Raw genomic sequence first — 12,808 nt, forward strand, 5'->3', positions numbered from 1 at the left:
CTATTTTGCCGGAGCGTCCGTCGCAAGTGGCAGGGTGATCTCGAAGACGGCGCCGCCGCTCTCATTGCTCCCGACGGTGACGTCGCCGCCGTGGCGACGCACGATGTCGCTGACGAGGCTGAGACCCAGCCCTGCCCCGTGCTGAAGCGGTGCGAGCCGGTGGAAGGGCCAGAATATCTCTTCTCGATGCTCGGGGCTGATGCCGGGACCCGTATCGGACACAAGCACGCGGCCGCTGGCGGAAACGCTCACTTCGATGGCGATATCGGGCCCGCCATGCGTCATGGCATTCTGGACGAGATTGGTAATGGCCCGGGACAGCGCGCCCGCGTCTCCGCGCACATGCACTGCCTTCGCGTCGGCGGAGAAGGACAGATCATTGCCCGCCGAGATTGCCAGCGGCGCGACATCGGCGGTGACCTGAGACGCGATCTCGACAAGGTCGACAACCTGCGGGATGCCGGGCGACAGCTCCATTCGATGGAGGTCGAGCAATTGGTTGGCCATGCCAGACAGACGCGCGACGTCGAGTTCGAGCAGGGTGCGTTGCTCCCCAGAAGGCAGCATGTCGAGGCGGGTCTGGAGAATGGCGATCGGCGTGCGCAGTTCGTGCGCCGCATCGGCCATGAAGCGCTGCTGGCGCTCCACGCCCTCGTCGATCCGGCCCAGCGCGGTGTTGAAGGCGTGGACGAGGGGATGCAGTTCAGTGGGCACACTCCGGTCGGAAAGGCGCACGCCGGGCTTGTTGATGTCGATAAGTCCGGCCTCATCGGCCACTTCTTCCACGCCCCGAAGGGCCCGGCGGATGAGGATTGGGATGATAATGAGGGTTACAGAAGTCAGGAAAACCAGAAGCCCGACGAAGAATGGGTTGGAAAATGCCACTCTGATGAGCCCGAGGCCGATCGGAGGGCCGCCAGCCGATAGGATCCAGATCGGCCCATCGCTGATCGAGCGCTTGCGTATGATCGCCTCGGGCCGCCCCTGAAATCCGGACTCGGTGAGATTGGCCGAGGAAATATGGGTCAGCGCGGTCGTCATCAGATAGACCGGACCGGGCACGTCGCCCATCGACACGGAGTGTCCGTTCGCATCCACCGCGTAAAACATGAATTGCGAATAATTGTCTCGCACGCGGAGCAGCGCCGGAGTCGGATCGAGTTGCAGGGCGCCATCTGTCCGCCGGGAGATAGACCGGGCGATATGGTCCATCACAGTCTCGTCGAGCCCCTGATTGGTGGTCAGGATATTGATGATCGGCACCGTTGCGGCGAGCGTAAACGAAACCAGCACCAGGATCTGGATGAGGACCAGGCCGCGGGTGAGGATGGATCGAAGTGAGCGTGGCCTGCTGGGGTTTCTCACTGGATGGCCCGCAGGAGGTAGCCGACGCCCCGAATGCCGTGGATTTCCACATTTGCCGGTGCGATCTTGCGACGAAGCCGAGAAATATGCGCGTCGAGCGTATTGGACGCGATCTCGTCGTCGAAGCCGTAAACGGCCTCTTCCAGCGCGGCCCTCGCGACAGTGCGCCCGGACCGGCGTACCAGGAGTTCGAGCGCCAGCAATTCGCGGCGCGTCAGGGTCAGCGGTTCTTCGCCGATCACCGCCGCGCGCTCGTTGAGATTGAATCTCAGCTTGCCAACACTGACGATCTGGTCCTCGACAAGCGTCGGCCGGCGCATCACAGCGCGGATGCGGGCGAGCAGTTCGTCGACGGAAAATGGTTTGGCGAGATAGTCGTCGGCGCCATTGTCGAGGCCGGCCACGCGGTCGTCCGGCGTCCCTAGCGCTGAGAGGACAATGATGGGGAGCCCCACCTGGCTGCGCCGGAGGACGGGGATGAGAGAGAGACCATCGCCATCGGGGAGCTTGCGATCGAGGATGACGGCGGCATGGACGCCCGAGAGAACCGCTTCGGCGGCCATGGCGAGAGTGCTGACGTGGTCGACAAGAATATCGTGACGCGCCAAAGCCGCAGTCAACGCCTTGGCCATTCCCAGCTCGTCTTCAACCAGCAAAATGCGCACTTTGGATTCCCGAATTTTAGCGAGCATGACAGCTCAAGATTGCTTCAGCATTACGTCCTGCCGGAGAAGCGTCGACTGCCGATATGACGAGTTCGTTACCTTACTTTTCCCCGATTGTTACGCAACTTTGGCACAATGCAGGGGGTCCATGGTGACGTTGTTCACGAGAAAGGAACAACGACTATGAAGAAAATCACACTTGCTGCCGTTTTGGTTGCTGCTGGCCTTGCCGCTGTACCCGGCATTGCAATGGCGAGCGACACGTCCGACTCCATTTTTGGCCGTTCCGGAATGGGTCTTGAAGCCGCGCTGAAGTCGCAGGGCGTCGACGTCACCGGCGTCGAAGAGTGGGGCCAGTATGTCCGCGCCTGGGTCAAGAATGGCGACGGCACCACCTCCATGCAGTTCTTCGATCCCGACACGTTGCAGTCCGTCACCCCGTAACAGGGTGCCGACACCAGAATAGCAAAAGCTGCAGGCGATGTGCCTGCAGCTTTTTTTGTGCGCGAGGGTCGAAGCGGCTAGTGCCCCCTGCCCGTCGCGGCCAGCTCGTCGCCGAAGCGCCATTCCAACGCGGTCTTGAGCACGAGCGTCACCAGGGCCAGAAGCGCCAGGAGCGAAGCCAGTGCGAAGGCCGCAGTGGCGTTGTACTCATTGTAGAACATCTCCACCTGGAGCGGGATGGTGGTGGTTTCACCCCGGATCTTGCCCGAGACCACGGCGACAGCGCCGAACTCGCCCATGGCGCGGGCATTGCAGAGCAGCACGCCGTAGAGCAGGCCCCATTTTATGTTAGGCAAGGTCACGCGCCAAAAGGTCTGCCAGCCCGAGGCGCCCAGCGAGAGGGCGGCCTCCTCGTCGCCCGTGCCCTGATCCTGCATCAGCGGGATGAGTTCACGCGCTACGAAGGGGAAGGTGACGAATATGGTCGCCAGGACGATGCCGGGGACCGCGAACAGAATCTCGATGCCGTAGGATTTGAGCCAGGGTCCAAGGATGGATCCGGCGCCGAAGAGCAGCACATAGACCAACCCCGATATGACCGGCGAGACTGAGAACGGCAGGTCGATCAAGGTGGTGAGAAATGCCTTGCCCTTGAACTCGAACTTGGCGATCGCCCAGGACGCGCAGATGCCGAACACGACGTTGAGCGGCACTGCGATGGCGGCAACGAGCAGGGTCAGGCGAATGGCCGATTGAGCATCCTTTGTGCCCAGCGCAGTCCAGAACGCGTTCCAGCCCAACCGAAATGCCTCGGCGAAGACGGCGTAGAGCGGCAGCACCAAGAACAGCGCCATGAAGGCGAGGCAAATGGCGATCAGCAGCCAGCGGACCAGCGTCGGTTCGTCAGTGGGGGATGAACGGTGACTAATTGCCATAGCCATACCTCCGGCGGCTCCAGGCCTGAATGAGATTGATGAGGAAGAGCATGAGGAAGGAGATCAGCAGCATCACCGTGGCGATCACGGCGGCCCCGGAATAATTGTATTCCTCGAGGCGGATAACGATCAGCAGCGGGGCGATTTCCGAGACGAAGGGAATATTGCCGGCAATAAAGATCACCGAGCCGTATTCCCCCACCGCACGTGCAAAGGCCAGGGCAAAGCCGGTAAGAATTGCGGGCATCAGGCTGGGCAGCAAGACGCGGGAAATGGTCTGGAAGCGATTGGCCCCGAGCGTTGCGGAGGCTTCCTCGACCTCCTTGCTCGTCTCTTCGAGAATGGGCTGGATGGTGCGCACCACAAAGGGCAGACCGATGAAGATCATGGCGATCACGATGCCGATCGGCGTGTAGGCAATGCGGACGCCAAGCGGAGCGACGAGCTGGCCAATGAAGCCGTTGGGCGCATAGATGGCTGTCAGAGCGATGCCCGCAACCGCGGTCGGCAAGGCAAAAGGCAGATCGACCATGGCATCGAAGATGCGGCGGCCGGGGAACCGATAGCGGACCAGCACCCATGCGATCATGGTGCCGAATACAACATTGATGGCGGCGGCGATGAGCGCCGTGACGAAACTGGTGCGCAAGGCACCCAGCACTCGCGCATCCGTCGCCGCGGCCCAAAAGCCGCCCCAGCCGAGGCCCGCCGAACGCAGGACAAGCGCAATCAGCGGGATGAGGATGATCAGCGAAAAATAGGCGATGGTGAACCCGAAGGTCAGCCCGAAGCCTGGAATGATGCTGGGCTGGCGAAAGCGGCCGAGACTGATCATGGTGCCCTCCTCCGCGACGCGAATCCGCGACGAGCGTCTTGTGCCATCAATGCGTCTCCTCTGGTCAGGCGCAGTGGGGCAACCCTAGCGGTGCGGTCGAGTTTCACAAGGCGGGCGCCGGGTCAGTTTTGCGCCGAAAATAGAAAATCCTTTCGTCTAAAAGGTTCTCGCTGGAAGGCCTCCGGAATCAGGCCTGCGCGGGCACCGGCGCGAGCAAAGAACGCGCAACGCTGGCGCATTGTACACGAATATCCGGGACCGCTTCGATCTCGAAATAGCGGCCCCGGGTCAACGGCCCCACCACCCGCAACCGCGTCGACACGTGACCGTCCTCGGAGACCAGCGCACATTTCCCGTCGACATCGAGGCCGATATTCATGGGGTCGGGCCTGGCGGCACCCGTCTGGACGAGGTGGCGGATCAGAGGATTTCCACTGGCCCGCACATCGACGCTGACACCACCGCAATCATAGACCCTGGCCACATCCATTGTGGTGACACTGGCGCCACCGCGGGGCCTGATCGTTGCTCGGACGCCGCCCGGGGCACGCTCGATGCCGGTAAATTCGGCAGCCAGCAACTGCACCTGACCGTTCGCGATTGCCCGGACCAGACCGGCATGCAAATCGGGCGGCAGGCGATGGCGGTGGATATTCCACCACGGGCGGAGATGGCGCAGAAAGCGGCGCTTTTCATTGTCCGGCCAGCTTTGCCACAGACGCTGGTTGTAAGGCCGCAGGCCATCGACGACGCTGCGCCAGTCGCCACCCCGCGCCGTCGTTTCGGCGATGAGGTCGCGGAACCAGCGGGTGAGATAAGTCAGGCTGGTGCCGAAGGGCACGTCTGCGGCATCGATACTGAGCGGGGCCACGTCACGATGAGCCGTAGGCAGCAAGCCGTTGCGCGACACTACGGTTACGGGCCCGCGATGCCGGGCCTCGGAAAGCGAAACCCAGGCGTCGACCATGCTGAGGCCAGAGCCGAGGATCATCACATGAGCGTCAGTGTCGAGCGGCGTGTCGCGGTCCGAGCCAACGCGAACAGCGATGCCACGCCCCCGGGCCGGCTGGGTTTCGTGCCCCACCGCCAGCACCGCTGACCGACAGGCAAGGCTGGTGCCATTGCCAAGAACGACTTCGACGCCGCTGGCGGTTTCGTGCAGGGCCACGGCTTCTTCGGACAGAACGCGCAGGCGCCCGGGAATACTCTCACCGGCCTCGCGAAGGACATCTTCAAGATAGGTGCCATAGAGCCTGCGGGCGACAAATACCCAGGAGTTCTCATATTGCCCGGGAAACTTGCGCTGCAGCCAGCGCCAAAAATGCTCGGGATCGTCGGCATATGCGCTCATGCCACGCGCTGGGACATTGACGCGATGGTCGCGATGCCTGGCGGAATAAGCAAGACCCTGACCGAACTGGCCTTGGCGCTCTAGCACCGTGACGCGCAGATCCGGATCGGGATCGCGCAACAATTGGGAGGCGATCAGGACGCCGCTGGCGCCACCACCGATAATTACAATCGTCTTTGCCGAGGGGCCGGTAAAACTCATCGCGCATCCTTCCAGCCGATTGCGTTAGGCGAGCCGCTCCATCCAAAGGACCTGGCGGCGGACGGCGCTGGTGATGCGCCGCGATTCCCCTTCTCACATATTTGACGCGCGCAACGATAGCCTCGGGCCCTGCGCCAGTGTCGCATCCCACACCTTAAGTGGCACCTAAATGTCTCGCGGCGCGGTCTCGGAGGCACCATAGGCCGGAGGCTCGGGCGCCTTGCCGTAGAGATAGGCTACCTCGTGTTCCAGACGGCTGATTTGCTCGGACGATGTGCCTCCGCCAAAAAAGCTGGCCTTGGCAGGAGCCTCGATGCTCGGGCGACGAGGTAATTCGCCTGGATGGAAGATTCCGAAAAAGGGCACCATGGACTCTCTCCTCTTGCAGCGGCCGGCAGCGAATGGTGCGTGCGGCCAGAAAAGCGGGAGCAGTCGGCCCTTGCCGGGCCGACCAGAGTGCCGGGTCAGGGAGCGGTGTAGATCTGGTCGAAGATGCCCCCGTCGCCGAAGTATTTCGGCTGGGCCTCGCGCCATCCGCCGAAGTCCTCGATGGTGACGAGATTGACGGGTCCGAAGCGGGCGACGTCTTCCGCTGCCGCCGCTTCCGGACGGAAAGGACGATAATAATTGCTGGCAGCGATGGCCTGGCCTTCGTCGGAATAGAGGTATTCGAGATACGCCTCGGCCAGGTCGAGATTGCCCTTGCGCTCGGCATTGGCCTCGACAAGTGCAACCGGGGGCTCAGCAAGGATCGAAATCGACGGGGTCACGATGTCGAAGGCATCGGGGCCGAGTTCCTCAAGGGCGAGGTAGGCTTCGTTTTCCCACGCGAGGAGCACGTCGCCGATGCCGCGCTGCACGAAAGTGGTGGTGGACCCGCGGGCGCCAGTGTCGAGCACGGGCACATGGCGGAAGAGCTCGCCGACGAATTCCTGCGCCTTGGCCTCGTCATTACCGTATTCGGCGCGGGCCCAGGCCCAGGCTGCCAGCAGGTTCCAGCGGGCGCCGCCCGAGGTCTTGGGATTGGGTGTGATTACTTCAACACCGTCGGCGATGAGATCGCCCCAATCCTGAATCCCCTTGGGGTTACCCTTGCGGACGAGGAAAACGATGGTCGAGGTGTAGGGGGCGTTATTGTTTTCCAGCTTGCCGCGCCAGTCCTCGGGGATGAGGTCGGTCGCATCGACAATGGCATTGATGTCGCTCTCGAGCGCCAGGGTGACGACGTCCGCCTCGAGGCCGTCGATGACGGTGCGGGCCTGCGAACCCGAACCACCATGGGTGACCTGGATTGCGACGGTTTCACCCTTTTCCTGCTGCCAGTGGGCGACGAACGCGTCGTTGAACTCGCGATAGAGTTCGCGGGTAGGATCGTAGGACACGTTGATCAGTGTCCGCTCCTGGGCATGGGCGGTGACGGCGAAACCCAGGGTCAGCGACGCCGCAAGCGCGGTGTAGGCGAGTAACCGAGATGCACGATTCATTGGGAACCTCCCGTAATCTAATGCATAAACCCTATCAACTTAGTCGCCTTTGAAAAGGCGCGTGCTTGCGGCCATTTTCGTCAGCGGAGAAAATATTTCCCGAAGCGGGCCGCCTGACGACAAAGCGGGCAATCCCGTTCCGTTTTTATCGCCTATTCGCAAGTTTGCGTGCAACCCTCAGGGCACGGCCGCGCCGTTGGTGGTGACATAGATGGCGTAGATGGACGAGGTCGCGGCGATATAGAGGCGGTTGCCCTTGGGGCCGCCGAAGGTCAGGTTAGCGACGCGCTCGGGCGTAAGGATCTTGCCCAGCAATGTGCCGTCGGGCGCAAAGCAATGGACGCCATCGGCGGCGCTGGTCCACAGATTGCCCTCGATATCGAAGCGGAAGCCATCCGGCACGCCCGGATCGACAGTGCAGAAAACGCGGCCGCTGGAGAGGGCGCGGCCATCCACCACATCGAAGACGCGGATGTGGCGGGGCGACCCAGAATCCGCCACGTATAGCCTCGTTTCGTCGGGCGAGAAGGCGAGCCCATTGGGCTGGACGAAGTCGCGGACGACCGCTTCTACGACGCCGGTTTGCGGGTCGATGCGGTAGACATTGTTGGTGTCCTGCTCGGGCGTGGCCTTGTGGCCCTCATAGTCCGACTGGATGCCGTAGGTAGGGTCGCTGAACCAGACGCTACCATTGCTGTGGACCACCACGTCGTTCGGAGAGTTGAGGCGCTTGCCTTCAAAACTGTAGGCGAGAACGGTGATGGAGCCGTCGACCTCGGTGCGGGTCACCCGGCGGGCGCCATGCTCGCAGGTGACGAGGCGCCCCTGCCTGTCGCGGGTATTGCCATTGGAATAGCGAGCATCGGCGCGATAGACCGAGACCCCGCCCTCCGGGATATATCGGAGCATCCGGTTGTTGGGGATGTCGCTCCAGAGGAGATAATTGCCATCCTTGAACCAGACCGGCCCCTCTGCCCAGCGGCAGCCCGTGTGGATGAGGTCGAGCGCGGCACTGGAATTGAACAATGTGCGGAAACGCTCGTCGATGATCTCGTAAATGCCCTCAACCATGGCCCTGGCCCCTCCTCTTTGCGCTCTCTGGCGCTTTTGCCCCGAGCTTGCCGCAAAGCGCCGCGACAAGGCTTTCCGACCATAATGGCCGAAGCCGGGACCAGCAATGCGGGATCGCGGCATTAACCGGGACGAAGGCGCTGCCTGCCATTATCCCTCCTCCCCGGCCCCAACCGGACAGTAAGGAAGACCATGACGAAGACTGCCAAGCGGCTGACGGCCGCCTCACTCGCCCTTATGGCGGCCATTTCCATCGCCGGCTGTTCCATGATGGGTCCTGCGAGTTCGCCCGGTGGACTGGCGCCGGGGCTGACGGCCCGCATGGACGCGCCGGGCGCCACCCTTGACCGTGTGCAGGCCATCAATCTGATCAACGCCTACCGCGCCACGCGCGGCGTCGCACCGCTGACGCCAGACGCCGGACTCGACGGAACGGCCCAGGCCCTCGCCAACCAATATGCCCAGTCCGGCAGTGCGCCCTCGACGCCACAGGGGCTCGCTGCGATGAAGCTCAGCGCCGGCTACCCGACATTTGCCGAGACCTTCTCCGGCTGGCGCAACAATCCGGCCGACGCGCAGGCGCTGGCAACCAGCGCGACCAAGGCCGGCGTGGCGATGAGCTATAATGCCTCATCGGCCTATGGCATCCACTGGGTTCTGGTTCTTGGCAACTGATCGTCACCTGATAGACGCCAGGGGGCTCAAATGCCCCCTGCCCGTCCTGAAGCTCGAAAAGCGGATCGAACAGCTCTCCGCCGGGGACGAACTCGAACTTCTGGCGACCGACGCCATGGCGCGGATCGATATTCCACTCTACTGCCGACAGAAGGGGCACGAATGCGCTGTGTCCCAGGACGGCGATGTGCTGCGCTTCGTGGTGCGGCGAGGCTAGCGAGCGCCGACGCCGCGCTACTGCATGAATGCCGGGCGCGGGCGTGGGAATGGCACGCTGCTACCGCCCATCGTCCCAAGGGTCGGCCGCAGATTTGCGTTGAGCGAGGCATCTGCCAGGGCCGGCTCAACGGCGAATACCGGGGTATGGGCCGGACGCGGACGCGGGATCGGGATGCCGGTGCGGATGCGGCCGAGATCGACGGCCGTATATTCGCGCAGGGCGATCTGGTCGGTCAGGTAGCTTGGCTGACCCTTGAGCCCCATGGGGAACGCGGCTTCCTGCGCCTTCACATACGCCGAGGCATCCTTGCCACAAATATTGGCGCGCATGTCCACAGGCGGGCGTCCGACGGCATTGGCCAGGTTCAGCACGCTCTGGCCCGTGGCCTGCGCCGATCCCGAGAGCCCCTTCAGCAGCAATTCGGCAGCGCGCTCATTGCGCTCGCGCCCTGATGAGCCCCCCAGAACGACGGCCAGAAGACGTTTGCCATTGCGATCCACGGATCCGACAAGGTTGAGGCCGGAGGCGCAGATATAGCCCGTCTTCATGCCGATAGCCCCGGCAAAACCCTTGAGCAGGCCGTTCTGCGATTCGAGGCGCGTCTTGCCCAGGCGCACGGCGCCAGTCGAAAACATGGGCATATATTGCGGGAAACTCTGCTCGATATAGAGGGCAATGATCGCCATGTCGCGGGCAGTGGTGAACTGGGCGGGATTATGCAGCCCGTGAGAATTGGCAAAATTCGTTGCCGTGAGGCCCATTCGCTGGGCAACATCGTTCATCTTGGCAACGAAGCGCGGTTCGTCTCCGGCGATGGTCTCGGCGATCGCCATGGCAATGTCGTTCGCCGATTTGACGATCAGGATGTAGAGCGCGTCCTTCATCGTCACGGTGCCGCCCACTGGCAGGCCGGACTTGGCCGGGGCCAGGTTGAACGCTGCCTTGGACAGGGTCACCGGGGTGTCGAGCGTGATCGTCCCCTTGGCGATTTCCTCGAAGGCCACATAGGCGGTCATCAGCTTGGTCAGCGAGGCCGGATGCCAGGGCTGGCCCGCATCTTCGGCGTAAAGCACCTGCAAAGTGTCGCGATCCACCAGCAGCATGGGCATCGCCGCAACCGGCAACAAGCCAGAGACGGCGAAGGCAAGGGCAAGGACGAGACGGCGCAGCAATGACAAGGCGATAACTCCGGGGATTTTCGCCAGGTGTCTGAGCGGCTTTGCGACCGAACCTGGCAGGCGTCGTCGAGGGCAAGATGCCAACGCGTGTCTGGCGCCCGTCGACACCGACCTCTTAGCAGTGCACGCGGTCGGCCTCAAGCAAAGCGCCCTTCCTTTGACACGCATGTGAAGCTGCTGACGCGGCCTGTCACTGGGATCATTCAAGGTTGGTGCCACTAAGAAGGAATTTTGCCATGCCGACAATCGTTACGATACTGACCTCCGGCTTTGCCGACTGGGAAACCGCGCTGCTCAATGCCGGCGCCCGACAGTATTATCGAATCGAAACCCTGTTCGCCTCGCCGCGCGGCGAGGAGGTCACGTCTGCCGGTGGGCTCAAGGTGGTGCCGCAAATGTCGGTCGATGACATCGACCTGGCGGCGGTGGACGCGATTGTCGTCAATGGCGGCACGATCTGGGCTTCGCCGGACGCTCCCGACCTTTCCGACCTGCTCGTGCGCGCCCGCGATGCCGGCAAGACGATTGGCGGGATATGCGATGGCACGCTGGCGCTGGCGCGCGCCGGCATTCTCGACGACGTCGCCCACACGTCCAATGGACCCGAAAGCTTGCCGGACACAGGCTATGGCGGTGTGGCGAACTATCGGGACCAACCGCGCGCGGTCCTCGATCGGCATATCGTGACCGCACCGGGCACGGCGCCAGTCAGCTTCATGGGGGCGGTGCTCGAGTCGATGGGCCTGCGGAATGGCGATCTGGATTTCTACCTCAATCTCTACGCCGCAGAGCATGTGCATGGCTGATGTGCGGAGGCAGTAACAAATAGGCACTGGTATCTCTTAGTAACCATGGCTATATTCAGTGCCTGATAAAAAAGACGAAAGGCGCCCCCATGTCCCTGACCGACACTTCCAAATCAGCCAATTGCCTGGCCATGTCGGACGTGCTCAATCGCATCGGCGACAAATGGAGCGTCATGGTGGTCGGGATGTTGGGACGCCATGGCACGTTGCGCTTCAACGAACTCAAGCGGCTGATCAACGGTGTGTCGCAGCGCATGTTGACGCTGACCCTTCGCAATCTCGAGCGCGATGGTCTGGTCAGCCGCACCATCTATCCCGAGGTGCCACCGCGCGTGGAATACAATCTCACCGAGATGGGCAAGACCCTGCAGCAGCCGATCGATGAGCTGTGGAACTGGTCCGCAGAGCACCATATGGCCATTCTCGATGCCCGCGCGATCTATGATGCAAGAGAAAGCATCACTGCTGCGGCGCAGCCCCGCAAGATCGCATACGCGCGGGGCTAAGGCATTTCGCCATTGCTATGAGCGAGTGATACAGCCCCACAGGGCGCGTGCGGTTTTGCTGCAGGCGCTCCCGGACGGGGTCGAGGTCCCGGTTCCACCTGACCTGGGGATGGCGTTAGCTATCCGTCTCGGCAAGCGCGCGATGATCTGCATCGGCAGCCCGATCCGCCCCCACGATTTCGTTGCGCGCCGATGCCTTGGGGCGATCCGGAAGGTTGAGCGCCGCAACGAGCGAGCGATATTCCTGTCGCGCGCTTATGTGGGATGAGGTTGGCAAGCCCCCCAGCAATTCGTCATCCAGAGAATCGAAAACGGTCATGCCGGTCGCAAAGAGCGAGCGAAAAATCACCCGCTCGGCGATGCCGTCGGCCAGCCTGCATCCCAGCCGCAAGGCAATCTTTTCGAGTGTCGTCTGCACTTGCCGCATGTTTCGCGACGACAGCATCGAGATGCGGTTTCGCACCAGCACCCAATCGATATTCCGACCGTCTATGGCGAGGCGCTCCGAACGCGCGCGCTGCACCAGCCGGGAATAATGGCTGAGTTCTCGTGGTTCGCCGGATATCGGATCGATCTGCGCCATGACGTTGAGGTCGATCAGGCTGTCATTGACCGGGGTGACGAGCGTATCGGCCAGAGAATGCGCCAGACGCGTCAGATTGGTATCGAAGCCCGGCGTGTCGATGACGACGAAATCGGCCTTCTGCTCGACTTCCACGATGGCCTGGCGGAAGAGATCGAACTCGACCCTGTGGTTTTCCTTGACGGAATCGCCCCGCGCCACAGGCAGGTGAAAATGCGTCGTGTGGGGAAGCGCCAGTTCCTTGCTGCGTGCCCAATTGCGCCGATTGCGGACGTAATGGGTCATGGTCTGCTGGCGGCTATCCACGTCGATGGAAGCGACCTTATAGCCCTGGTACAGCAGGTGGATGGCAAGATGAAAGGCTGTGGTGGACTTGCCCGACCCGCCCTTTTCATTCCCCACGACAATGACATGCGCGCCTTGTCGCACTATCGATCCCCCAAATCACTTCGGTAAGTCTCAGGTTTTCCGCCGCGTCGCACAAGCGGA

Annotated in this window: 15 protein-coding genes; 5 read left to right on the forward strand and 10 right to left on the reverse strand. The window is 62.4% G+C overall.

The window, feature by feature from the left end; all coding sequences use genetic code 11:
• The gene (locus N0P34_RS12815; protein WP_275603625.1) at positions 1–1,365 is read right to left on the reverse strand and encodes a HAMP domain-containing sensor histidine kinase; all 1,365 of its coding nucleotides are present in this window, start codon (positions 1,363–1,365) and stop codon (positions 1–3) included.
• On the reverse strand, positions 1,362–2,030 hold the full coding sequence (locus tag N0P34_RS12820; protein ID WP_275603626.1) for a response regulator transcription factor: 669 nt from the start codon (positions 2,028–2,030) through the stop codon (positions 1,362–1,364). Before N0P34_RS12820 ends, N0P34_RS12815 begins: the two co-directional genes overlap by 4 nt.
• Positions 2,031–2,213: 183 nt before the next feature.
• On the opposite strand from N0P34_RS12820, the gene N0P34_RS12825 reads away from it, so the two are divergent.
• Positions 2,214–2,474 (forward strand): hypothetical protein, encoded by a 261-nt coding sequence (locus N0P34_RS12825; RefSeq protein ID WP_275603627.1) that lies wholly within the window; start codon positions 2,214–2,216, stop codon positions 2,472–2,474.
• A gap of 77 nt (positions 2,475–2,551) precedes the next feature.
• Here the strand turns inward: N0P34_RS12825 and cysW are convergent, their stop codons facing one another.
• From cysW to N0P34_RS12855, 6 genes are all read right to left on the reverse strand, one after another.
• Entirely contained in the window at positions 2,552–3,409 is an 858-nt protein-coding gene (gene cysW, locus N0P34_RS12830; protein ID WP_275603628.1) for a sulfate ABC transporter permease subunit CysW, read from the reverse strand.
• Entirely contained in the window at positions 3,399–4,244 is an 846-nt protein-coding gene (cysT, locus tag N0P34_RS12835) for a sulfate ABC transporter permease subunit CysT (protein ID WP_275603629.1), read from the reverse strand. Before cysT ends, cysW begins: the two co-directional genes overlap by 11 nt.
• A 187-nt stretch (positions 4,245–4,431) precedes the next feature.
• Complete coding sequence (locus tag N0P34_RS12840; protein WP_275603630.1) at positions 4,432–5,796, reverse strand: FAD/NAD(P)-binding protein; 1,365 nt, start codon at positions 5,794–5,796, stop codon at positions 4,432–4,434.
• A gap of 165 nt (positions 5,797–5,961) precedes the next feature.
• Positions 5,962–6,165, reverse strand: a complete 204-nt coding sequence (locus N0P34_RS12845) for a hypothetical protein (protein WP_275603631.1) — start codon at positions 6,163–6,165, stop codon at positions 5,962–5,964.
• Positions 6,166–6,260: 95 nt separating this feature from the next.
• The gene (locus N0P34_RS12850; protein ID WP_275603632.1) at positions 6,261–7,280 is read right to left on the reverse strand and encodes a sulfate ABC transporter substrate-binding protein; all 1,020 of its coding nucleotides are present in this window, start codon (positions 7,278–7,280) and stop codon (positions 6,261–6,263) included.
• 177 nt (positions 7,281–7,457) lie between these two features.
• On the reverse strand, positions 7,458–8,351 hold the full coding sequence (locus N0P34_RS12855; protein WP_275603633.1) for an SMP-30/gluconolactonase/LRE family protein: 894 nt from the start codon (positions 8,349–8,351) through the stop codon (positions 7,458–7,460).
• Positions 8,352–8,543: 192 nt separating this feature from the next.
• Here N0P34_RS12855 and N0P34_RS12860 point away from each other — a divergent pair, with 192 nt between their 5' ends.
• Complete coding sequence (locus N0P34_RS12860; RefSeq protein WP_275603634.1) at positions 8,544–9,026, forward strand: CAP domain-containing protein; 483 nt, start codon at positions 8,544–8,546, stop codon at positions 9,024–9,026.
• Positions 9,016–9,243, forward strand: a complete 228-nt coding sequence (locus N0P34_RS12865) for a sulfurtransferase TusA family protein (protein ID WP_275603635.1) — start codon at positions 9,016–9,018, stop codon at positions 9,241–9,243. The genes N0P34_RS12860 and N0P34_RS12865 overlap by 11 nt, the downstream gene beginning before the upstream one ends.
• A gap of 17 nt (positions 9,244–9,260) precedes the next feature.
• On the opposite strand, the gene N0P34_RS12870 is transcribed toward N0P34_RS12865, so the two are convergent.
• The gene (locus N0P34_RS12870; protein ID WP_275603636.1) at positions 9,261–10,424 is read right to left on the reverse strand and encodes a D-alanyl-D-alanine carboxypeptidase family protein; all 1,164 of its coding nucleotides are present in this window, start codon (positions 10,422–10,424) and stop codon (positions 9,261–9,263) included.
• Between the two features lie 236 nt (positions 10,425–10,660).
• Between N0P34_RS12870 and N0P34_RS12875 the strand changes: the two genes are divergently transcribed.
• Entirely contained in the window at positions 10,661–11,230 is a 570-nt protein-coding gene (locus N0P34_RS12875; RefSeq protein WP_275603637.1) for a DJ-1/PfpI family protein, read from the forward strand.
• 89 nt (positions 11,231–11,319) lie between these two features.
• Positions 11,320–11,736 carry a helix-turn-helix domain-containing protein gene (locus tag N0P34_RS12880; protein ID WP_275603638.1) on the forward strand — a complete coding sequence of 139 codons (417 nt, stop codon included), beginning with the start codon at positions 11,320–11,322 and terminating at the stop codon, positions 11,734–11,736.
• 115 nt (positions 11,737–11,851) lie between these two features.
• Here the strand turns inward: N0P34_RS12880 and N0P34_RS12885 are convergent, their stop codons facing one another.
• The gene (locus tag N0P34_RS12885; RefSeq protein ID WP_275603639.1) at positions 11,852–12,748 is read right to left on the reverse strand and encodes a division plane positioning ATPase MipZ; all 897 of its coding nucleotides are present in this window, start codon (positions 12,746–12,748) and stop codon (positions 11,852–11,854) included.
• Positions 12,749–12,808: the final 60 nt, after the last annotated feature.

The sequence above is a fragment of the Devosia sp. FJ2-5-3 genome (assembly GCF_029201545.1).
Lineage (GTDB): Bacteria > Pseudomonadota > Alphaproteobacteria > Rhizobiales > Devosiaceae > Devosia.